We start from the raw sequence: 22,150 nt of genomic DNA, 5'->3' as shown, positions 1-22,150 counted from the left end.
TCCGGGAATCTGGGCACTGCTTCAGCGATTCCCTCCACCGCCTCCTCACCGATCACCTGACTGATGGCATCCCATAGGACCCTTCGCGCCCGAGACGCTTGAGGGCCGATCAGCCACTCGTCGATGAAGCGGTCGACGGTCTCGGCGTCTGCCTGGCCGCCGGCCATCCTTGAACCGATCCGGTCAATCGAGCGGGTGAGGCACTCAAGGAAGCGAGCTACCTCGATCGCCCGGTCAAGTTGGGACGGTCACCGTTGATTCGTCGCGGTTCACATCCAAGGCTGCCCCTCTGGATCAAGATGCCGTCGCAGACCGTCCAGATCCTCGACGGATAGCCGCCAGTCTGCCCCCGTCCCCCGGATAGGTGCCAAGAACTGCGGTGCCCGGTTGGGGTCAAGGGTGTGCTGTAGGCCATCGGCATGCCGACGCGCAGCGCCCTTGACGCCGGGCGGGTGGCGTAGAGGATCGGGCACCCGGGGACGGTTCACGCCCTGGTCCTCATCGTCGGCAAACCGCATTCGGCGACCAACGAGAGGCCGGGGGCAAGCAGCTCCGCTGCGCGGCAGCCGATCGCCCCAACCTCAACTGGGAGCGACCCCTACGGCGATCGTCCCGCCTCACAGCCCTTCAAGCCCTTGGTTGGCCCCGTCAGCGTGGCCGGCCGGCCCGGCCGATGCCGGCGCTTGCGCCGCCAGCAGGCCGAGGCCGGGCCGGCGCGGCCCGCTTGCGGGCCGCCTTGATCCTAAAGAGGCCAATTCGGCAGTTCGCGGTGTAGAACTCTTTGTCCTCCGTCGGCTGATGTGCGACACCCGTCCGCCAACTGATCGGCGACACCTACGCGCTGGTCGCGGCACGAGCGAGCGTCAGCGATGATGGCGCGACCGTTCAGATGGGGAAACGATGACGACACGACCGACTCTGTTCCTGACGGTAGGACTGCCAGGCACCGGGAAGACCACAGAAGCGCGGCGCATAGAAGTCGAGGAGCAGGCTCTTCGCCTCACGAAGGACGAGTGGGTAAAGGCCCTGTACGGCCTCGCGAACCCGCCGTCGGCCTCGGACGTGATCGAAGGACGGCTCATCGAGATCGGGCTGCGCGCCCTCGATCTCGGCATCAACGTCGTCATCGACTTCGGCCTCTGGGGTCGAGATGAGCGCTCCGCGCTACGGCAGGCAGCTGCTGACCTCGGCGCGGCGGTGGAGATGCGCTACTTCGAACTCCCACCGGCCGAGCAGCGGAGACGACTCGACCGGCGCCAAGCCGAAGAGCCGCACACGACGTGGCACATGTCCGACGAGGAACTCGCCAGGTGGGCTGCCATCATCAGCATCCCGACCGAAGGGGAACTCGACGGCAGTGAACCCGTCGACTGCCCGCCGGCAGAATTCGCGACGTGGGAGGACTGGCGCAGGCATCGCTGGCCTCCGTCGGCCCCCTGACACCAAGGATTCCGAGCCAACCACCCATCGGCAGACCGCACGTCCCGACGCCCACTGATGTGCCCCGGTGACGAGCTGGTGTTCACCTCCCCCAGCGGGCGAGGTGCTGTGTCGGTCGGGCTCGCCGGCCTGACCCCGCACGAGCTGCGGCACACGGCGGCCATGACGCTGGACGTGTACGCGGACCTGTTCGAGGACGACCTGGACCAGGTGGCGGATCGCCTCGACCGGGCGGCGGGTCGTGCTGCTGCGGACTCAGTGCGGACTGAGGGCGTCGGACCCGACCTCGATGCGGTCGGTCCGGGTCGTCGGCAGCGTGGTTGACCAGGGAAACGTTTGGTGGGGCGGGCGGGGTTCGAACCCGCGACCGAGGGATTATGAGTCCCCTGCTCTAACCGGCTGAGCTACCGCCCCGTCACCGCGCCGGATCGTAACCCGCCGATCGTTTCGCGGACCACCACCTGCCGGGCGGAAAGACTACCGCGACAGCACGATGGGCTACGCGAGGATAACAACGCGCAACCCACCGGCCAACGGCTCTACGCGCGCCGGAGATCGGCGAGGACGGCGCCGACCGTACGCCAGCCGCTGGCGAGCGCGCCCTGGATGGACGGGCTGTCCCGGTGGTCCCCGGCCACGTACAGGCCGTCGCCCAGCGCGACCGGTTTGCGCAGGCGGCCCTGCGGCGGCGGGGCGGCGGGCAGCGCGTCCGGCACGGTGACTGTGGTGAGGTGGGTCCAGTCGGCGGTGGAGCGGCCGTAGAGGCGGTCCAGCTCGCGGCGGATCACCGGTTCGGGCGGGGTCTGCGGGCCGACCACCGAGGTGGCGACCAGGTGCTGGCCGTCGGGGGCGTACGTGGGTGCGGCCCGGCTCACCACCACCGTGTTGGCGATCGTTTCCCGCCGGTCGCCGTCGAGCAGCAGGATCGGCTCGTCCAGTGGCGCCGTGCCGGTGCGGTGGTAGTAGGTGGTGTAGGCGTGCATGCGTACCCGTGGCAGCCCGGGCAGCAGCGTGGCCGCCGCCGGTGGGTCGGCCGCGACCACGACGGCGCGGCAGGTGATCTCGCCGGACGGGGTGCGGACCCGGCCGGGCGCGACCTCGGTGACCGGGGTGTTCAGGTCGATCAGCTCGGCGGGCAGTGGCGCGGCGAGTGCCCGGGGCAGCGCCGCCATGCCGTCCGCGGGCAGGCCGATCCGGCCCCGGGCGAAGGAGCGCAGGATGACCGCGAGGACGTGGCTGGAGGTGGCCAGCTCGCGGTCGAGCAGCACGCCGGACAGGAACGGCCGGAGCAGTTCCTCGATGATCGCGTCGGAGAGCCCGGCTCGGCGCAGCGCCTTTTCGGCTGTGGTCTCGGGTGTGTTGAGCAGCCGCCCGACCGGCAGCGTCGCGTAGCCGGCGGCGAGCGCGCCGAACCGCAGCCGGTCGGTCAGTGTCCCGATGCCGGCGGTGAGCGTGGCGGGCGCGCCGGCGGGTTCGCGCAGCGGGTTGACGAGTCGTTCCAGCCGGTCGCCGCGGCGCACCAGCACGCCGGGCGTGAACCAGCCCATCCCGAGGGCGCCGACGTCGACCAGGCCGGCCAGGCGCGGGTACGCGGTGTTCAGCACCTGGAAGCCGCGGTCCAGCTGGAACCCGTCGACCCGGTCGGTGGCGACCCGCCCGCCGAGCCGGTCGGCGGCCTCCAGCAGCCGCCAGGGCACGCCGGCGCGGTGCAGCCGCCGGGCGGCGGCGAGACCGGCCAGGCCGCCGCCGACGACCACCACGTCGGTGTCAGGCACGGTCCACCCCCGCGCCGGCCCGGTCGCCCTCGCGGTGCGACCGCGACAACCGGCCCGGCCACCAGACCTTCGGCCCGATGTCGTACGCGAGCGCGGGCACCAGCAGCGAGCGGACCACTATGGTGTCGAGCAGGACGCCGACGGCGACGGCCACGCCCAGCTCGACGAGCACCACGAGCGGCAGTACGGCGAGCGCGGAGAACGTGGCGGCGAGCACGATGCCGGCGGAGGTGATCACGCCGCCGGTGACGGCCAGGCCGACGAGCACACCGGCGCGGGTGCCGCGGCGTACCGACTCCTCCCGGACCCGGCTCATCAGGAAGATGTTGTAGTCGATGCCGAGCGCGACCAGGAAGACGAACGCGAACAGCGGGAACGACTGGTCGACGCCGGGGAAGTCGAACACGTACCGGAACAGCAGCGCGCACAGGCCGAGCGTGGCCAGGAACGACAGCACCACCGTGGCGATCAGCAGCACCGGGGCGACCAGGGCACGCAGCAGCACGGCCAGGATGACCGCGATGACCAGCAGCACCACCGGGATGATCACGTTGCGGTCGCGGACGGAGGCGTCGGCGGTGTCGACGTTGATCGCGGTGAAGCCGCCGACCACGGCGTCCGCGCCGGGCACCCGGTGCACCGCCTCTCGCAGGTCGCGGATGGCCTGTTCGGCGCCGTTGCTGTCCGGCGCGTCGGCGAGCGTGACGTTGAGCTGCACCCGCCCGTCGACCACCTTCGGCGGAGCGGCCGGGTCGGGCGGCGCGTTCTCGCCGCGCTGGCCGAGCGGCGCGACAGCGGCCACCCCGGGGACGCCCTGCGCCACCTGGGCGACCTGCCGCGCGGTGTCCTGGCTGGTGAAGATGGTGGCGGGGCTGCCGGTGCCGGCCGGGAAGTGCCTGTCGATGACCTCCTGCCCGGCCACCGAGTCGGTGCGCTGGGTGAACAGCTGGGACTGGCCGAGCGTGGTGGCGCCGAGCTGGGTCACCCCGATCGCGAGCACGGCGAGCGCGACGGCGGTGACGATCCAGACGGTACGGGAGCGGCGCGCGACGAAGCCGGCGATCCGCGCCCAGATGCCGTGTTCGGCGCGCGGGTCGGCCTCGTCGTGCCGGGGCCGCCGGGGCCAGAACGCCCACCTGCCGCCGAGGACAAGCAGCGCGGGCAGGAACGTGAGCATCACCAGCAGCGTGGCGGCGATGCCGACGGCGCTCACCGGGCCGAGCGCCCGGTTGGAGTTGAGGCTGGACAGCAGCAGGCAGAGCAGGCTGACGATGACTGTGGCGCCGGAGGCGACGATGGCCGGCGCGGCGCCCTTCCAGGCGGTCCTCATCGCGTCCCAGGGCCGCTCGTGCCGGTGCAGCTCCTCCCGGTAGCGGGCGATGAGCAGCAGCGCGTAGTCGGTGCCGGCGCCGAACACGAGCACTGTGAGGATGCCCTGCGCCTGCCCGTTGAGCTTGACGATGTCGTGGTCGGCGAGCAGGTAGACGAAGACGGCCGCCAGCGAGTACGACATCCCGGCGGCCAGCAGCGGGAAGATCCACAGCACCGGGCTGCGGTAGACGACGAGGAGGATGACCAGGACCACGGTGAGGGTGACGAGCAGCAGCGGCCCGTCGATCGCGCCGAACACCTCGATCAGGTCGCCGAGCAGCCCTGCGGGTCCGGCCACGTCGACGGTGAGCCCGTCGCGGTCCGGGCCGGCGATGTCGCGCAGGCGTTCCACCACCGCGCGTATCTGTTCGCCCTCGCCGCTTTCGATCGGGACGATCACCTGGGCGGCCTGCCGGTCCTGGCTGACGATCGGTGGCGGCAGCGGGCCGACCACGCCTGGTACGTCGGCGAAGCGGGCGGCGTCGGCCTGGATGCGCTGCTGGTCGGCCGAGGTGAGGCCGCCGGCGCGTTCGTAGACGACGAGCGCCGGGGTGGTCTCCCGGTCGACGAATCCGGCGGCCAGGTCCTGCGCCCGGGTGGCCTCGGCATCGGCCGGCAGGAAGGAGGCGTTGTCGTTTGTGGAGACCTCGCCGAGCTTGCCCGAGTACGGCCCGGCGACGCCGCCGATGATCAGCCAGCCGAGCACCACCGCCACCGCGACGAGCGTCGCGGTCCAGCGGCTGCGTCCTGCGGCCATCTCCACCGTCCTCGGATCGACGCATCAATCGACGCAGCGGGAGTCTAGGTCGACGCCGACCATCCTGCCGGGCGAACGGTGACCCGGGGGCAGAAACCGGGCAGCCGGGACACGCGAGGGGTGGGAACGACGAACGCCCGTCGGCGGGGCCGACGGGCGTGACATGGAGCGAAGCTCCCCCGATTGGACTCGAACCAATAACCTGCCGGTTAACAGCCGGCTGCTCTGCCAATTGAGCTACAGGGGACCGTGCACCGCCCGGATCGGATCTTTCCGCTCCGTGCGACGGGGACAAGAGTACAGGACATCCGGGGGTGGTGCGCCAGGGGGTTACCGGACCGGCCCCGACCGTCGGACGCGCCAGGATTACGGACAAATCGTCATCTCGGCACAGGGAGGCATGAGCAGAGAGCAGGATGGGTAGTTAGCCGTCGACAGAGAAGCAGGCGCGAGATGGTCGTTCCGCCGAGCCGGCGGAAATCGGCAAAGAGCGTCAGGTACGGAAGGAGCCGCCATGCGCGGAAAGATCATGTTTCTTGGCGGGCTGGCTGCGGGATTCGTCCTGGGCGCCCGTGCCGGCCGGGAGAAGTACGAAGAGCTGGTGGTCCGCGGGCGCAAGGTCCTCGACCACCCGACCGTCCAGGAGGCGGCCGGGGTCGCGCAGGCGCAGGCGACCCGGCTCTACTCCGAGGGCAAGGACAAGCTGGGGCAGACCAAGCTGGGTGAGAAGCTCGCCACCGGCAACGGCGGCAAGCCGGGCATGACCGAGGCCGACAAGCCGTTCGCGGGCACGCCGGCAGCCGTCGGCAGCCGCAGCGCCAACGGCACGGGCTCGACCAGCTCGACCAGCGCGTCCGGCTCGACCACGACCGGCACGAGCACCAAGCCGTCCACCGGCAACACGCTCTGACGCAAGCGGACAGCGGGCCGGTCACCTTCGGGTGACCGGCCCGCTCCCGTGTGCCCGGGCGCCGATGTGGCACATTCTCGGTGGGGAGGTGACCACATGCCGATGGTCGGACCGGAGACGGCGGATCAGGCACGGCTGCTGCGCCTGCTGCGCGACGACGGCCCACGGTCCCGGGTCGAGCTGACCGACCTCCTCGGCCTGCCCCGGGCCCGGTTCGCCGCCGAGGCGGACCGGTTGACAGCGCTGGGCCTGGTGGAGAGCGCCGGCCCGGCCGCCTCACGGGGCGGGCGACGGTCGTCGCTGCTGCGCATCGGCGCGCAGGTCCGGTTCGGCGCGGTGCTCGTCGGCGGCGGCACGCTGCGGGTCGCGCTCACCGACGGCGAGCTGAACCCGCTGGCCCGGCACGACGAGCCGGTGGACGTCCGGCTCGGCCCGGACGTGGTGGTCGGACGCATGGTCGAGCTGCTCGGCAAGCTGCGCGTCGAGGCGGGACTGACGTCGCTGACCGGCGTCGGTGTCGCGCTGCCCGCGCCGGTCGAGGTCCGCGACGGCACGCCGGTGTCCCCGCCGGCCCTGCCCGGCTGGCACCGCTTCCCGGTACGCGACACGCTCGCCGCCGAGCTGGGCTGCCCGGTGCAGGTCGACAACGACGCCAACGCGATGGCCATCGGCGAACGGCACGCCGGCACCGGTCGCCCGTTCGACGACTTCCTCGCCGTCAAGCTGGGCGACGCGGTCGGCTGCGGGCTGGTGCTCGCCGGTTCGCTCTACCGGGGCGCGGCCAGTGGGGCCGGCGACATCGGTCACCTCCAGCTCAGCGAGGACGGACCGCTCTGCGGCTGCGGCCACAACGGGTGCGTCGAGGCGTACTGCGGGGATGCCGCGCTGGTGCGGGAGGCGGTGACGGCCACGCGGGCCGGGCGCTCGACGGTGCTCGCGGAACGGCTGGCCGAGGCCGGGACGCTGTCGGTGGCCGACGTGGCGGCGGCGGCCACCGAGGGCGACCCGGCGGCGCAGGTCATCGTCCGCGACGCCGCCCGCCGCCTCGGGCAGGTGCTGGTCGGGCTGGTCAGCTTCGTCAACCCGGCCATCGTCATCATCGGGGGCGCGCCGGCCGGGATCGGGCCGGTCCTGCTCGCGGAGATCCGGGGCGTGGTCTACCGGCGCTCCACGCCGCTGGCCACCGGCAGCCTGCCGATCGTCCTGTCCGACCTCGGCGACACCGCCGCCCTGGTAGGCGCAGCCCACCTGGTGAGCGACCAGGCCTACGCCGCCCGCTGACCCCACCCCCGCCCCACCCGGCCCCGCCGATCTTGCACTTGCGGCCCGCGCGATGCCGGTTATTCCCGTTTTGGGAGGGCAGCAAGTGCAAGATCGCGGGCGCCCCGGGGGTCAGTCGCGGCTGCTGAAGGCGGCGTCGAAGGCCGCGCTCGGGGCGTCGAACGCCAGGCGGCGGACGAACTGGAGCGCCTCCGGCGCGCCGACCAGGCGGTCCATGCCGGCGTCCTCCCACTCGATCGAGATCGGGCCGTCGTAGCCGATCGCGTTCAGCGCCCGGAAGCAGTCCTCCCACGGCACGTCACCGTGCCCGGTGGAGACGAAGTCCCAGCCGCGTCGCAGGTCGGCCCAGGGCAGGTGGGAGGAGAGCCGGCCGCGCCGCCCGTCCCCGGTACGGACCTTCGCGTCCTTGCAGTCGACGTGATAGATCCGGTCGGCGAAGTCGAAGATGAAGTTCACCGGGTCCAGCTCCTGCCAGACGAAGTGCGACGGGTCCCAGTTGAGCCCGAACGCGGGCCGGTGCCCGATCGCCTCCAGCGTCCGCTTCGTGGTCCAGTAGTCGTACGCGATCTCGCTGGGGTGCACCTCGTGCGCGAACCGCACGCCCACCTCGTCGAAGACGTCCAGGATCGGGTTCCACCTGTCGGCGAAGTCCTGGTAGCCGCGCTCGATCATGGCCGGCGGCACCGGCGGGAACATGGCCAGTGTGTGCCAGATGGACGAGCCGGTGAAGCCGACGACAGTGCGTACGCCGAGCTTCGCCGCCGCCCGCGCGGTGTCCTTGATCTCCTCGGCAGCGCGCTGCCGCACGCCCTCCGGCTCGCCGTCGCCCCAGATCCGGGCCGGGAGGATGTCCTGGTGCCGCTCGTCGATCGGGTGGTCGCAGACGGCCTGCCCGACCAGGTGGTTGGAGATGGCGAACACCTGGAGGTTGTGCTTGGCCAGGGTGGCCCGCTTGCGCTCGACGTACGAGTCGTCGGCGAGCGCCTTGTCCACCTCGAAGTGGTTGCCCCAGCAGGCGATCTCCAGTCCGTCGTAGCCCCACTCGGCGGCGAGCCGGCAGACCTCGTCGAACGGAAGGTCGGCCCACTGGCCGGTGAAGAGCGTGATGGGTCGCGCCATTGTCCTTCTCCCCTGTGGTGATGGGGGATTCCGTCGCGGACCGGGGCGAGGACGACCGGAGGCGGCGGCCTGAGGGCACCGGTGGACGCCGGAGCGTCTGCCTCCCGGGCGGGTTGCGCCTCCCGCCGGGTCACCGGCCACCTCGCGGTCGCCGCCTCCACTCTATGGCCTTCCTCAGGGCAGGGTCCAGCGCTGGTTCGCCGCGCCGGTGCACGTCCACAGGTGCACCGCCGTACCGTCCGCCGAGTTGTTGCCGGACACGTCCAGGCACTTGCCCGACGACGGATTACGCAGCGTCCCGTCCGCCTGCGCCGACCAGTTCTGCGCGCTGGTCCCGTTGCACGACCACAACTGGATCTTCGTGCCGTTCGCGTTGCCGCCACCGGAGACGTCCAGGCACTTGCCCAGCGCCTTCACCGGCCCGTTCGGCGTCACCGTCCACGTCTGCGCCGTCGAGCCGTTGCAGGTGTAGAGCTGGATCTGGGTGCCGTCCGCCGACGAGGCGTTCCGCACGTCCAGGCACTTGCCGGCCAGTCCCTTGATCAGGCCGGTGCCACCGCTGCCGGTCGAGCGGACCAGCGTGAAGTCGTCCACGTCGAACAGCCCGGAGCCGCTGCCGGTGAACGTCAGGTGCACGGTCCGCGTACCGGACGGCACGCCTGTGAGCGCGGTGGACACGTCGGCGAACGTGGTCCAGCTGCCGGTGTTCGGCACCGCCACCTGGCCGAGCACCGGCCCGGTCGGCGAGCCGGTCCGCACCTGGAGCGTGCCGCCGGGGCCGCCGGAGACCACCCGGGCGCGCAGCGACGTCACACCGGTCAGGTCCAGCCCCGGGTACGCGGCCCAGTCGCCCGGGTCCACGTACCCCAGGGTCTGGCCGCCGTTGGCGCCGGCCTTGGGGTACGCGCTGACGCCGCTGGCCGAACCGAACGCCTCGGCCTGGACCGTGGTGTTGCCGGTCGGCGGCGGCGTCCCGCCCAGCTCCTTGATCCGGATGTTGCGGAACGACACGTCGTCGCCGGTGCCGTGGTTCTGGATGCCGACGTGCCCGGCGAGCGACCGCACCGGGTCGGTGTTTGTGAAGTCGTTTATGCGTACGCCGTTGAGGAACACCTGGAGCCGCTCGGACTCGACCAGGATCTCGTAGGTGTTCCACTCCCCCGCCGGGTTGAGCGCCGCGTCCCGGGCCGCCAGGTCGGCGGACTTGAAGCCGTAGATCGCGCCGGTGGTCCGGTCGGCTGAGTCGGTGGGGTCGATCTGGATCTCGTAGCCGTTGTCCACCGCGGAGTTCGGGTCGCTCGACGGCGGGAAGCCGACGAACACGCCCGAGTTGTCGTCACCGGCCAGCCGCCAGTCCAGCTTCAGCGAGTAGTTGGTGAACTGCTTCGCGCTGTACCAGTACAGGCCCATGCCGCCCACCGAGGTGAGCGTGGCGTCGGCGTTGGTGAAGCTGCCCGGCCCGGCCTGCGACCAGCCGGTGGTGCCGCCGTTGTAGAGCGCGGTGTAGCCGGTCTCCGGCCGGCAGTCGGCCTTCGTGCGCCCGGCCGCGTAGCGGATGCCGCCGAGCAGGTGGTTGCGGAACGCCGCGTCGGCGTAGGACGCCTGGGTGTGGCCGCCGCCGGTGTAGAAGGACCGGCCACCGCTGTACGTCTTGCACCAGGCGTGCGGGTGGTCGCCGCCCATCGAGCCCCCGGAGTACGAGGACTCGTCGAGGCTGGCCAGCACGTGCGCGGTGGAGCGGGCGTTGGAGCGGTAGTCGTACCACTCGTCGGTGCGGTTCCACTGCTGGGGCAGGTGCGCGGTGGCCGCGTGCGCCCGGTCCTCCACCTTGACGGTGGCCGGCTGGATGGCCGGGTGGGAGGCGAACCAGGCGCCGACGAGGTTGCCGTAGAACGGCCAGTCGTACTCGGTGTCGGCGGCGGAGTGCACGCCGACGTACCCGCCGCCGGCGCCGATGTACGCCTCGAACGCCGACTGCTGGGTGGCGTTGAGGACGTCCCCGGTGGTGTTGAGGAAGATCACCGCCTCGAAGCGGGCCAGGTTGGCGGTGGTGAACTGGGCGGCGTCCTCGGTCGCGGTGACTGTGAAGTTGTTCGCCGTGCCCAGCTCACGCACGGCCTGCGTGCCAGCCGCGATGGAGTCGTGGCGGAAGCCGGCGGTCTTGGAGAAGACGAGCACGTCGTAGGGGGCGTCGGCGGCGGCGGCCGGGCCCGCGGGGACGGTGCAGGCGATGGCGGTGAGGACGGCGGTCACCGCCCCCAGTGCGGTACGCAGGAGTTTCACCTTGTTCTCCTTCATCCTCAGGGCAGGGTCCAGCGCTGGTTCGCCGCGCCGGTGCACGTCCACAGGTGCACCGCCGTGCCGTCGGCCGAGTTGTTGCCGGACACGTCCAGGCACTTGGCCGACGACGGATTGCGCAGCGTCCCGTCCGCCTGCGCCGACCAGTTCTGCGCGCCGGTGCCGTTGCACGTGTACAGCTGGATCTTGGTGCCGTCCGCGCTGGCGCCACCGGAGACGTCCAGGCACTTGCCCAGCGCCTTCACCGGCCCGTTCGGCGTCACCGTCCACGACTGCGCCGTCGTGCCGTTGCAGGTGTAGAGCTGGATCTGCGTGCCGTCGGCGGTGGCGGCGTTGCGCACGTCCAGGCACTTGCCGGCCAGGCCCTTCACCGGGCCGGTGCGCACGGCCGACGTGGTGAGCGTGAACGCGTCCAGGTCGTAGAGCGCCCCGCTGCCCCCTGCGAACGTGAGGTAGAGCGTGGTGGTGCCGGCCGGCGGGCTGGTGATCGTGCCGGTCACGGTGGTGAACGTGTCCCAGGCGCCGGTGACCGGGACGGTGGCCGAGCCGAGCACGGTGCCGGTGGCCGAGCCGGCCCGGACCTGGAGCGTGCCGCCGGCTCCGGCGGACGAGACCCGGGCGGTGAACCCGGTGGCGTCGGCGAGCAGGTACGGCCGGAACGCGATCCAGTCCCCGTTGTGGATGTCGCCGACGGTCCTGCCGCCCTCGGCGGTGCCCTTGTCGAACGTGTTGATCCCGGCGGAGGTGGCGAAGTGCTCGGCCTGCCGGTGGCGGGGCTGGAGCGTGTGCTGGGTGTGCGTGGTGAGGCCGCCGGAGTCGGTGTACTCGGCGTCGAAGACCGCGAAGATGTTCGCCGCGTCGTCGTGCTCACCGTCGACCGGTACGGCGATCGAGCCGGTGCAGCCGGTCGCCGAGGTGATCTGGTGGCCGTGCTGGTCGTGGCCGAGCACGTAGGTCATCTTGACCTTCGTGCAGTCGATGGTGGTGTCCTCCGGGTCGGTGACGGTGATCCGGAACGGCACGGTGTCGCCGAAGGAGAAGAGCTTGCCGTTGCCGGGCGTCTCGATGACCACAGTCGGGGCGGTGTTGCCGACAGTGACCGTCACGCTGGCGGTGCCGGTGGCGCCCTGCGGGTCGCGCACGGTGAGCGTGGCGGTGTACCTGCCGTTCGCGGTGTAGGTGTGCGACGGGTTCGCCGCGGTGGAGGTGCCGCCGTCGCCGAACGTCCAGGCGTACGTGAGCGCGCCGCCCTCCGGGTCGGACGAGCCGGCCGAGGAGAACGCGACGGCGAGCGGCGCGGCGCCGGAGGTCCGGTCGGCGGCGGCGCGGGCCACCGGGGCGCGGTTGGCGCCGCCCAGGTAGTCGAAGCGGTACAGCGCCGAGTTGGCGTCGCCGTTGAAGTAGCCGGTGCCGTAGTCGAGCACGTAGTACGCGCCGTCCGGGCCGAACGCGGAGTCCATCACCTGTTTGCCGGTCCACGGGAACGTGTCAATGGTGCCGGGTGAGCCGTCGGCGTTGACGTGGATCGGCTTGATCCAGCCCCGGCCGAACTCGGTGGCGAAGAACTGCCCGTCGAAGGACTGCGGGAACTTCGTGGTGGACGGGTTCGCCGCGTCGTACCGGTAGACCGGGCCGCCCATCGGCGACTCGGAGCCGCCGCCGAACTCGGGCGGGCTGCCCGCGTCACCGGCGTAGCGGATCCAGGACGGCTTCGCCGCCGGCAGCGTGGTCAGGCCGGTGCTGCGGAACGAGTTGTTCGTCGGGCCGCCGGTGCAGTTGTACTTCGGCCCGGCGGTGCCGGTGGCGAAGTCCCATTCGGCGTACGTCTCGGCGGCCGTGTTGGTGCCGGTGCAGTACGGCCAGCCGTAGTTGCCGGGCCCGGTGACCCGGTTGAACTCGACCTGCCCGGACGGGCCGCGGGCCGTGGTGGTGCCGGCGTCCGGCCCGTAGTCGCCGACGTAGACGACGCCGGTGGCCTTGTCGACGCTGATCCGGAACGGGTTGCGGAAGCCCATCGCGTAGATCTCCGGGCGGGTCCGCGCGGTGCCGGGCGCGAAGAGGTTCCCGGCCGGGATCGAGTACGTGCCGTTGGCGTTCACCTTGATCCGCAGGATCTTGCCGCGCAGGTCGTTGGTGTTGCCGGCGCTGCGCTGCGCGTCGTACCCGGGGTTGCGGTTGGTGCGCTCGTCGATCGGCGCGTAGCCGGCCGAGTCGAACGGGTTGGTGTCGTCGCCGGTGGACAGGTAGAGGTTGCCGGCGGCGTCGAAGTCGATGTCGCCGCCGACGTGGCAGCACAGCCCCCGGTCGGCCGGTACGTCGAGCACGTCGACCTTGCTGGCCTGGTTGAGCGTGAAGTCGGCGTTGAGCGTGAACCGGGAGAGCCGGTTGACGCCCTGCCAGGCGGAGAAGTCGGTGCCGGTGGCGGGCGCGTCGCCGGCGGGGGTGGACAGCGGCGGCGCGTAGTAGAGGTAGATGTGCCGGTTGGAGGCGAAGCCGGGGTCGACGCCGACGCCCTGCAGGCCCTCCTCGTCGTGGGTGTAGACCGGCAGCGTGCCGATGACTGTGGTGGCGCCGGCCGCGTCGGTGCGGCGCAGCGTGCCGTTGCGGGCGGTGTGCAGGACCGACCGGTCGGGCAGTACCGCCAGGGACATCGGTTCGCCGGTCTCGGCGACGCCGCGGGCGAGTTCGACCTGCTGGAAGTCGCTCGCCGTGATGGGGTGGGCGGACGCCGGGACGGGCGCCGCGGCCGCTGTGACGGTGCCGGCGGTGGCCGCGAGCAGCAGCGCTGCTGCGGCGGCGAACGGTCGTCGGGCACGGGGGTGGTGGTGGCTGGACATGCTGTGCTGTCCCTTCCTGACGCGCGCAGCCAGGACCGGGCGCGCGTCGCGCCGGATGCCGAGCGGGGGATGCTGCGCCTCGACGAGGCGGGCGGTGCGGGGCGGGTCGCCTCGACGAGACAGCTAGGTGCTGTGCACGACATTAAAACCTTTCGATCAGTCTGTCCATAGCTTCTGATCGATCGGCTTACACTTTCGCCGCTACGCGACAAAAGTAGGTGTCACTCGCGGCGGTCGACAGCCCGTTCCACGAGCGCGGCGAGCACCCGCCGCGCCGGCTCCGCGAGCCCCGCCGCGTCCAGCGCGACAACTGCCGCCTCGGCCCGGGTCCGGATCATCCGCTCCACCGCCTCCCGGGCGCCGGACTCCTCGACGATGCCCCGCACCTCGGCCGCGCCCGCCTGATCCAGTCCCGGATCGCCGACCAGCTCCCGCAGCCGGGCCACGCCGGCCGGGGAGGCGGACGCCCGGGCCAGCGCCAGCAGCACCGTCGGCTTGCCCTCGCGCAGGTCGTCCAGGTTGGACTTGCCGGTCACCGCCGGATCGCCGAAGACGCCGAGGACGTCGTCGCGGAGCTGGAACGCGTCCCCGAGCGGGTCGCCGAACCCGGCGAGCGCCGCCACCTGCTCCGGCGTCGCGCCGGCCAGCGCGGCGCCGATCTGCACCGGACGGGTCACCGTGTAACGGGCCGTCTTCAGCCGCACCACGGCGAGCGCGCTGGCCACCGAGCCGTCCCCGGCCGCCGCCACCACGTCCAGGTACTCCCCCGCGATCACCTCGGAGCGCATCCGGGCCAGCAGGACGTGCCCCCGGCGCAGCCGCTCCGGCGGCAACCCGCAGCCGTGGAACATCTGCGCCGACCAGGTGGCGCAGAGGTCCCCGCAGAGCACTGCCACCTGCCGGCCGTACGCCGCCGGATCACCGCGCCAGCCGGACCGCTCGTGCAGGTCGGCGAAGAAGCGGTGCAGCGTCGGCGCGCCCCGGCGACGGTCACTGCGGTCCACGATGTCGTCGTGGATCAGCGCGAACGCGTGGAACAACTCCAGCGACGCCGCGGCCACCACGATCGGCCGCTCGTCCGGGCCGCCGAAACCCCGCCAGCCCCAGTAGCAGAACAGCGGTCGCATCCGCTTGCCACCGGCCAGCACGAACCGGCGCAGAGCGGTGTGGACGGCCCCCGTACCGTCGTCCGGCCGACCCGGCCGTCTCGCGTCCAGGAACGCGGCGAGCTCGGCGTCGAAGCGGCCCCGAAGCAGGGCCGGGTCGGTCGGTGCGACGGTTACGGTCATGGTGCCTCCCAGGCCAATCCGGCGAGTTCGAGCAACAACGCCTTCACATCGGTCGCCTCCACCCGGGGCCGGATCGCGGCCCGGTCGGAGCAGAGCAGCACCGGGCCGTCCGCCGGATCGGCCGGCAGGCGCCCGTGCGAACCACGCACCGCCCGCGCCCCGGCGTCCAGCCCGACCACGTTCATCAGATGGCGCAGGCCGAGCTTCTTGCGGGCCAGCGCCACCGCCGCGCGGCGTTTCGCCGCGCCCGGAGCGGCCGGGTCGAAGAACAGCTCGGCCGGGTCGTAACCCGGCTTGCGATGGATCTCCACCAGCCGGGCGAAGTCGGGCGCCCGCGCGTCGTCGAGCCAGTAGTAGTAGGTGAACCAGGCGTCCGGCTCGGCCACCAGCACCAGCTCGCCCGAGCGGGGATGGTCGAGGCCGTACCCGGCCTGCCCGGCGGCATCAAGCACCTCGGCCACGCCGGGCAGCGCCGCGCAGAGCTTCGCCACCGCCGGCACGTCCGCCGGATCCCGGACGTAGACGTGCGCCACCTGGTGATCGGCCACCGCGAACGCCCGTGACGTCCACGGGTCGAGGTACTCCATCCCGGCCTGGGTGTAGACCCGCAGGAACCCTTCGGCGCGCAGCAACCGGTTCACGTCCACCGGGCGGGACACGTCGGTGATGCCGTACTCGGACAACGCCACAACAGTAGCGTCCCGATCACGGGCGGCATCCAGCAGCGGGCCGAGCACCGTGTCCAACTCGGCCGCCGCGGCGGCGGCCTCCGGCCCGGACGGACCGAAGCGTTGCAGGTCGTAGTCCAGATGCGGCAGGTACACCAGCGTCAGGTCGGGGGCGTGGTCGGCGAGGATGCGCTGCGCCGCCCGGCTGATCCACGCCGAGGACGGCAGCCCGGCGCCCGGCCCCCAGTAGCTGAACAGCGGGAACGTGCCGAGCGCCTCGGTCAGCGTGTCCCGCAGCCGCGGCGGGTCGGTCCAGCAGTCCGGCTCCTTGCGCCCGTCGGCGTGGTAGACCGGGCGCGGCGTGACGGTCCAGTCCACGTCCGCGCCCATCGCGTACCACCAGCAGACGTTGGCGACCCGGTAGCCCGGCTCGGCCCGGCGGGCCGCCTGCCACACCTTCTCGCCGCCGACGAGCGCGTTGTGCTGCCGCCAGAGCAGCACCTCGCCCAGGTCACGGAAGTACCAGCCGTTGCCCACCACGCCGTGCCCGGCGGGCAGCTCGCCGGTGAGGAACGTGGACTGCGCCGAGCACGTCACCGCCGGCAGCACGGTGCCCAGCTCGGCGGCGAACCCGGCCTCGGCCACCGCGCGCAGCCGGGGCATGTGCGCCAGCAGCCGCGGGGTCAGCCCGACCACGTCGAGCACCACCAGCCGCCGGCTCACGAGGACATCACCGCCGTCGGCGCCAGCCCGAGCGCGGTCAGCTCGTCGCGGGCGAAGGCCACCTCGGCGGCGATGCCGGCGGCCAGCTCCGCGTCGCCGCGCGGCCGCCGCGCCTCCGGCAGCACCCCCCAGGTGTACGTCTCGACGTCGAGGTGGTCGCAGCCGGCGGCCGGACCGGCGAACAACGCGGCCAGCGCCTCCCGCAACACCGGCACCGTGGAGCGCAACGGCGGCTCGGGCGGGGCGTGCAGCGGCACGTGGTAGTGCACCCGCCACGCCCCGGGCAGCCGCGCGTCGAGCGCGGCGTCGAGGTCGTCGGCCGCGTACGCCGGATCGGCCGGGTCGGCGGCGCCCGCGCAACCGGCCGCGCGGGTCTGGTGCAGGAACCTCGGCTCGACGAAGCGGCGCAGCGCAGCGCCCGCCGTCACCGGGTCGGGCGCCTCGACCGCGGCGGACACCTGGACCTTCACCACCGGCAGCCCGGCGGCACGCAGCCCGGCCAGGGCATCCGCCGGCTGCTCCCAGGCGCACGCCAGGTGTGCGAGGTCCAGGCAGATCCCGAGCCGGTCGGTATCCATGGCTGAGAATACCTCGCGTGCTTGTCCCGTCGACTCCACCAGGCAGCCGGGTTCCGGCTCGAAGCCGACCCGGATCACCCGGCCGGTCTCCCGCTGCACCGCGGCCAGCCCGTCGGCCAGCGCGTCGAGCCGCCGCCGGGCGGTCGCGGTACGCGCGGTGTCCCACGGCGTACGCCAGGCCAGCGGCAGCGTCGAGACCGACCCGTGGACGGCGTCGTCGGGCAGCAGGTCGGCCAGCACCCGGGCCAGGTCAAGCGTGTACGCGGAACGCTGCGGCGTGGTCCAGTCCGGGTGGTACACCGCGCCCTTGACCACCGGGGCCTGGAACGCGGCGTACGGGAAACCGTTGAGCGTGACCACCTCCAGACCTCGTACCGTCAGCTCGTGGCGCAGCCGGCGGCGGGCCGCCGGGTCGGCGGCGAGCGCGGCGGCCACCGGCGCGGCCAGCCAGAGCCCGAGCCCGAGCAGGTCGGCGTCGAGCGCCCGGCGCACCGCGACCGCGTACGTGTCGAGCTGGGCGACGATGCCGGGCAGATCCTCGGCCGGGTGGACGTTCGTGCAGTAGCCGAGATGGACAGTGGTGCCGTCGGCGTGGCGCAGCCGCATCATTCGCCTCCGCGCGCTATCGAGTTGCCGGCGAAGGTGGGCGCCGCGGCCTCCAGGGCGGTCAGGTCGAGCCGGCCGGACTGGCCGTAGAACTCGACCGGGTTGCGCCACAGCACCCGGTCCACGTCGTCGGCGCTGAACCCGGCCAGCTGCATCGCCTCCCCGGTGGCCCGGGTCAGCAGCGGGTCCGACCGCCCCCAGTCGGCGGCCGAGTTGACGAGCATCCGCTCGGTCCCGTACCGCTTCAGCAGCTCGACCATGCGCGGCGGCGACATCTTCGTCTCCGGGTAGATGGAGAAGCCCAGCCAGCAGCCGGTGTCCCGGACCAGCTCCACCGTCACCTCGTTGAGGTGGTCGACGAGCACCCGTTCCGGCGCGATGTCCGACTCGGCGACCACGTCGAGCGTGCGCCGTACGCCGCGTGCCTTGTCCCGGTGCGGCGTGTGCACCAGCGCGGGCAGGTCGTACGCGACGGCCAGCGCGAGCTGCCCGGCCAGCGCGGCGTCCTCGGCCGGCGTCATCGCGTCGTAGCCGATCTCGCCGACCGCCACCACGCCGTCCTTGTCCAGGTAGCGGGGCAGCAGGTCGAGCACCGGGCGGCAGCGCGGGTCGTTCGCCTCCTTCGGGTTCAGCGCCACTGTGGCGTGGTGCCGGACGCCGAACTGCCCGGCCCGGAACGGCTCCCAGCCGATCAGCGAGTCGAAGTAGTCCACGAAGCTGTCCACGCTCGTGCGTGGCTGGCCCAGCCAGAACGCCGGCTCGACCACCGCGCGGACCCCGGCGGCGGCCATCCGCTCGTAGTCGTCGGTGGTGCGGGACGTCATGTGGATGTGCGGGTCGAAGATGCGCATGTCACGCCTCCGTGGTGGGGATGGTCAGCCGGCGCAGCAGGTCGGCCGCGTCGTCGGGCATGGTCCGGCCGGCGGCGTGCCGCTCGGCGGCGAATGCGGCGAGCATCCGCGCCAGTTCGCCGTCGGCGCGGTCGGCCAGGCTGTCGACCACCGCCAGCGGCACGCCGGTGAACACGCACTTGAGCACCGCCTGCCGCCAGGCCGGCTGCTCCAGGTGCCGGGCGTACGGGCCGAGCGCGGCGGCGACCAGCCGGGTGTCGTTGGTGCGGATCGCGTCGTGCAGCAGCGGCACGCACTCCGCCCCGATGGGCAGCAGCGGCAGCGCGCGCAGCACGGCGCGTTTCTCGGCGGCGTCGCCCTGCCGGTAGAGCGTCTCGGCCGCGGCGGCGTGACCGCCCGGCAGCGCGGTCAGCAGCAGCGCCCGCGCCGCCTCGTCGGCCGTCCAGCCGGGCGGGTCGGGCAGCGGCCCGCGACCGCACCGCCGGGCGGCGGTGGCGAAGAACCGTTCGATCGCCGTGGGTTCGGTCGCGACGCGGCGCAACGCCGCGTCCAGCCACTGCGGATCGGGTACGCCCCGAAGCGCGGCGCGCAGTCGGTCGGGTGTCATGCCGTCTCCCCTCTGCCGGGTGGAAGGTGGTGGGTCACCGCCCCTCGCCGCGCGAGGCGGCGGCGCGCAGGAAGTCCAGTGAGCGGGCGGCGACGGCCGGCGCCGCGTGCGAGTGCCGGGGCAGCTCCACGGCCACCAGCCCGCGGTAGCCGGCGTCGGCCAGGGCACGCAGCACCGGCGGGAAGTCGATCTCACCGGCGCCGAACTCCAGGTGCTCGTGCACGCCTCGGCGCATGTCGTCGATCTGCACGTTGACCAGGTGCGCGGCGACCTCGGTCACGCACCGCGGCACCGGCAAGGGCTCCAGGCAGCGGCAGTGTCCGATGTCGAGCGTGATGCCGAAGCCGGGCGGCGCGCCGAGCGCCTCGCGCAGCCGCCACCACCCGGCGATGTCCTCGACGAACATGCCCGGCTCCGGCTCGAAGCCCAGCGCCACGCCCTCGTCGGCGGCCTCGGCACAGACGGTCGCGCAGCCGGCCACCAGGCGGTCAGCGGCGACGTCGGGCGGTACGCCGGGCGGGCGTACGCCGGCCCAGAAGGAGACCGCCTCCGCGCCCAGCTCGGCGCCGATCCGCACGGCCCGGCGCAGGAGCTCCACCCGCCGGGCCGGGTCGTCGTGCAGCAGCGTCGGCGCGTGCTTGTGCCGGGGGTCGAGCAGGTAGCGGGCGCCGGTCTCGACCACCACCGACAGCCCGAGCGCGTCCAGCCGGCGGCGTACGGCGGCCACCCGGCGGATCAGCCCGGGGGCGAACGGGTCCAGGTGGTCGTGGTCGAGGGTGAGCGCGACGCCCTGGTAGCCGAGGTCGGCGAGGACCGCTAACGCGTCGCCGAGGCGGTGGTTGGCGAAGCCGTTGGTGCCGTACCCGAAACGCAGCGCGCCCGGGCCGGGCAGCGGGTCGGGGACAGCTGTCATGTCGGCGAGATCAGTCGGGCCAGGCGGCGGCCGAGCGGGGCGGCCCCGGCCACGGCGAGGCCGAGCAGCCGGGCCCCGGCGCGGGCGGTGAGCGCGCCCTGCAAGGCGGGCAGCCCGGTGATCCCGGCCCCGACGGCGGCGCGCACCCGGGCCGGTGACGGGTCGGCGAGCACCCGGGCCTGCGCCCGGCCGTACCGGGCGGCGTACCCCGCCGCGAGCACCGCGGGCACCAGCTCCCCGAGCCGAAGGAAGGGCCCCCTCTTAACGCATCCAGTAGAGGAGGGGGCCCCGCTTAACACGGTGGGCCGGGCCGGGGTGGTGAACGCGATCAGCGCGGTGCCGGCCAGCGTGAGGCCCGGCAGACGCCGGTCCGCGCCGGTCACCTCGCGGCGGGACAGCGCGGTCACCGTCCAGGTGTGCGCGGCGACGGTGAGCGCTGCCGGCAGCGCCCGGACCACCCGGCCGCCGGACGCGCCGAGCAGCACGTCCAGCCCTCGGCAGGCGGCCATCACCGCCGGGCCGGCGGCGGTGTTCTTGGCGCGCAGGTCGTACCCCCAGATGGTGGCGGCGAGCGGGAGCGCGACCGCTGCCGCCCGGCGGCCCCCGGCGGCGGTGGCTACCGCGAGCCCGGCGGCGGTCAGGCCGGACGCGACGCCGAGTGCCACCGACGGGCGCACCCGGCCGGACGGGATCGGCCGCTCCGGCCGTTCGACAGCGTCCAGCCGCCGGTCCGCCCAGTCGTTGGCGGCCATCCCGGCCCAGTAGAGCAGCACCGACGCGCCGGCCAGGGCGGGCGTACGGCGGCTCAGCGCCCCGGCCGCGGCGGCACCGGAGAGCACGTCCCCGGGTACGGACAGCGCGGCCGGCGCCCGGACCAGCTCGGCCAGGTCGGCCAGGCGGGTCACGGCGACATCCGGGCGTGCAGGCCGGCGGTGAAGTCCCGCAGCACCGTCCACTGCTCGCCGAGCGCGTGGCCGGTCGGGCCGAGCGGGTCCTTGAAGAAGAACGCCAGCTCGGTCAGCGGGCCGTGGCGGCCGGCGGCGTGCGCGGCGGCGGTGAGCCGGGCCAGGTCCAGCACGAGCGGCGCGGCGAGCGCCGAGTCGCAGCCGTGCCAGGTGAACTCCATGCGCATGCCGGTGCCCAGGAAACCGGCGAACGTGACCAGATCCCAGGCGGTCTTGAAGTCGCCCAGCTCCTCGACGTACTCGATCCTGGTGCCACCCTGCGGCAGGTAGCCGAGCGTCTCGGCGAGCACCCGCTGCTTGCTGCCCACCTTCGCGGCGTTGGCGGCCGGGTCGGCGAGCGTGGCGCCGTCGCCGCCGCCGAGCAGGTTGGTGCCGGACCAGGAGCGCACGGCGAGGTGCCGCATCGCGAACATCGGCGCGAGCACCGACTTGAGCAGCGTCTCGCCGGTCTTGCCGTCGTGCCCGGCGTACGGCAGCCCGCGTTCGGCGGCGAGCGCGGCCAGGGCCGGCAGCCGGGCACCCGTGGACGGGGTGAAGTCCACGTACGGGCAGCCGGCGGTGAACGCCGCGTACGCGTACGCGGAGCTGGGCGGCAGCACGTCGGCCGCACTGGTCAGCGCCTCGCGCAGCGTGGCCAGGTCGCTGTGGGCCGGGTGCGGGGCGGGCGCCGGTTCGGTGGCGGCGACATTGACCACCACCACCCGATCCAGCCCGTGCCGGGTGCGGAACTCGGTCAGGTCGCGGACCACAGTGGCGATCCGCTCCCCCTGGTCGCCCTCGACCGGCGCGGGCCGTAGCGCCGCCTCGACGGCGGCCAGGTCGGGCGCCACGGCGTCGGCCAGCCGGCCGGGCAGCACCCCGGCGGCGGCGAGCGCCTCGGCGCGTTTGGTGAGCGGGGTGGCGACCACGTCGTGGCCGCCGAAGACGAGATCGGCGAAGCCCGGCAGGGCGGGCCCGCGCAGGGCGGGCAGCTCGGTCACGCATCCGGTCGGCGCGGTGAGCCCGGTCCGCAGGGCCAGCCCGCCGACCACTGCGGTGGTGGCGACCGAGCCGCGCGCACCCACCAGCCACACACCCGTACGCATTCGCGCTACCTCCCCAGGTAAAAGGCCGGTCCGCCGGTGCGGCCGGGGAATCCCGGTCCGGCCGCACCGGAGGGCCG

17 protein-coding genes and 2 tRNA genes are annotated in these 22,150 nt (G+C 73.2%); 4 read left to right on the top strand and 15 right to left on the bottom strand.

All coding sequences use genetic code 11. The features are described from left to right. The first annotated feature begins 900 nt into the window (after positions 1-900). Positions 901-1,440: an AAA family ATPase gene (locus AMK25_RS27215; RefSeq protein ID WP_073831235.1), complete on the top strand. Its 540-nt coding sequence runs from the start codon at positions 901-903 to the stop codon at positions 1,438-1,440. Between the two features lie 108 nt (positions 1,441-1,548). Further along, positions 1,549-1,764: a hypothetical protein gene (locus AMK25_RS27210; RefSeq protein WP_073831234.1), complete on the top strand. Its 216-nt coding sequence runs from the start codon at positions 1,549-1,551 to the stop codon at positions 1,762-1,764. 13 nt (positions 1,765-1,777) lie between these two features. Here AMK25_RS27210 and AMK25_RS27205 read toward each other — a convergent pair. The 4 genes from AMK25_RS27205 to AMK25_RS27190 form a co-directional block, all read right to left on the bottom strand. Continuing rightward, positions 1,778-1,854: transfer RNA gene (locus AMK25_RS27205), tRNA-Ile, on the bottom strand. Positions 1,855-1,979: 125 nt separating this feature from the next. Continuing rightward, entirely contained in the window at positions 1,980-3,215 is a 1,236-nt protein-coding gene (locus tag AMK25_RS27200; RefSeq protein ID WP_073831233.1) for an FAD-dependent oxidoreductase, read from the bottom strand. Then, positions 3,208-5,343 carry an MMPL family transporter gene (locus AMK25_RS27195; RefSeq protein WP_073831232.1) on the bottom strand — a complete coding sequence of 712 codons (2,136 nt, stop codon included), beginning with the start codon at positions 5,341-5,343 and terminating at the stop codon, positions 3,208-3,210. Before AMK25_RS27195 ends, AMK25_RS27200 begins: the two co-directional genes overlap by 8 nt. A gap of 174 nt (positions 5,344-5,517) precedes the next feature. Beyond that, positions 5,518-5,590: transfer RNA gene (locus AMK25_RS27190), tRNA-Asn, on the bottom strand. 267 nt (positions 5,591-5,857) lie between these two features. On the opposite strand from AMK25_RS27190, the gene AMK25_RS27185 reads away from it, so the two are divergent. Next, positions 5,858-6,253 (top strand): hypothetical protein, encoded by a 396-nt coding sequence (locus tag AMK25_RS27185; RefSeq protein ID WP_030503967.1) that lies wholly within the window; start codon positions 5,858-5,860, stop codon positions 6,251-6,253. Positions 6,254-6,349: 96 nt separating this feature from the next. After that, the gene (locus AMK25_RS27180) at positions 6,350-7,534 is read left to right on the top strand and encodes an ROK family transcriptional regulator (protein WP_073831231.1); all 1,185 of its coding nucleotides are present in this window, start codon (positions 6,350-6,352) and stop codon (positions 7,532-7,534) included. A 111-nt stretch (positions 7,535-7,645) separates the two neighbouring features. On the opposite strand, the gene AMK25_RS27175 is transcribed toward AMK25_RS27180, so the two are convergent. From AMK25_RS27175 to AMK25_RS27125, 11 genes are all read right to left on the bottom strand, one after another. Then, entirely contained in the window at positions 7,646-8,653 is a 1,008-nt protein-coding gene (locus tag AMK25_RS27175) for a sugar phosphate isomerase/epimerase family protein (protein WP_073831230.1), read from the bottom strand. Positions 8,654-8,827: 174 nt separating this feature from the next. Then, a complete protein-coding gene (locus AMK25_RS27170; protein WP_083664842.1) occupies positions 8,828-10,936 on the bottom strand; it encodes a ThuA domain-containing protein in 2,109 nt (702 codons plus the stop codon). Positions 10,937-10,953: 17 nt separating this feature from the next. Continuing rightward, entirely contained in the window at positions 10,954-13,788 is a 2,835-nt protein-coding gene (locus AMK25_RS27165) for a PQQ-dependent sugar dehydrogenase (RefSeq protein WP_073831229.1), read from the bottom strand. A 221-nt stretch (positions 13,789-14,009) separates the two neighbouring features. Further along, positions 14,010-15,077 carry a polyprenyl synthetase family protein gene (locus AMK25_RS27160; RefSeq protein ID WP_073831228.1) on the bottom strand — a complete coding sequence of 356 codons (1,068 nt, stop codon included), beginning with the start codon at positions 15,075-15,077 and terminating at the stop codon, positions 14,010-14,012. Further along, positions 15,074-16,468: an alkaline phosphatase family protein gene (locus tag AMK25_RS27155; protein ID WP_073831227.1), complete on the bottom strand. Its 1,395-nt coding sequence runs from the start codon at positions 16,466-16,468 to the stop codon at positions 15,074-15,076. Before AMK25_RS27155 ends, AMK25_RS27160 begins: the two co-directional genes overlap by 4 nt. Continuing rightward, positions 16,465-17,652 (bottom strand): metabolite traffic protein EboE, encoded by a 1,188-nt coding sequence (gene eboE, locus AMK25_RS27150; RefSeq protein ID WP_073831226.1) that lies wholly within the window; start codon positions 17,650-17,652, stop codon positions 16,465-16,467. Before eboE ends, AMK25_RS27155 begins: the two co-directional genes overlap by 4 nt. Continuing rightward, entirely contained in the window at positions 17,652-18,503 is an 852-nt protein-coding gene (locus AMK25_RS27145) for a TatD family hydrolase (protein ID WP_073831225.1), read from the bottom strand. The genes eboE and AMK25_RS27145 overlap by 1 nt, the downstream gene beginning before the upstream one ends. A gap of 1 nt (position 18,504) precedes the next feature. Further along, positions 18,505-19,110 carry an EboA domain-containing protein gene (locus tag AMK25_RS27140; RefSeq protein ID WP_073831224.1) on the bottom strand — a complete coding sequence of 202 codons (606 nt, stop codon included), beginning with the start codon at positions 19,108-19,110 and terminating at the stop codon, positions 18,505-18,507. Between the two features lie 34 nt (positions 19,111-19,144). Beyond that, positions 19,145-20,023, bottom strand: coding sequence for a sugar phosphate isomerase/epimerase family protein (locus AMK25_RS27135; RefSeq protein WP_073831223.1), 879 nt, complete (start codon positions 20,021-20,023; stop codon positions 19,145-19,147). Continuing rightward, a complete protein-coding gene (locus tag AMK25_RS27130) occupies positions 20,020-20,928 on the bottom strand; it encodes an SCO3242 family prenyltransferase (protein ID WP_073831222.1) in 909 nt (302 codons plus the stop codon). Before AMK25_RS27130 ends, AMK25_RS27135 begins: the two co-directional genes overlap by 4 nt. Further along, positions 20,925-22,073 carry an inositol-3-phosphate synthase gene (locus AMK25_RS27125; RefSeq protein ID WP_073831221.1) on the bottom strand — a complete coding sequence of 383 codons (1,149 nt, stop codon included), beginning with the start codon at positions 22,071-22,073 and terminating at the stop codon, positions 20,925-20,927. The genes AMK25_RS27130 and AMK25_RS27125 overlap by 4 nt, the downstream gene beginning before the upstream one ends. Positions 22,074-22,150: the final 77 nt, after the last annotated feature.

Origin of the sequence: Micromonospora sp. TSRI0369 (genome assembly GCF_001905625.1) — a bacterium.
Classification (GTDB): domain Bacteria; phylum Actinomycetota; class Actinomycetes; order Mycobacteriales; family Micromonosporaceae; genus Micromonospora; species Micromonospora echinospora_A.
Note: the sequence above shows the minus strand (reverse complement) of the source record. Positions and strands in the feature narration are given on the sequence as shown.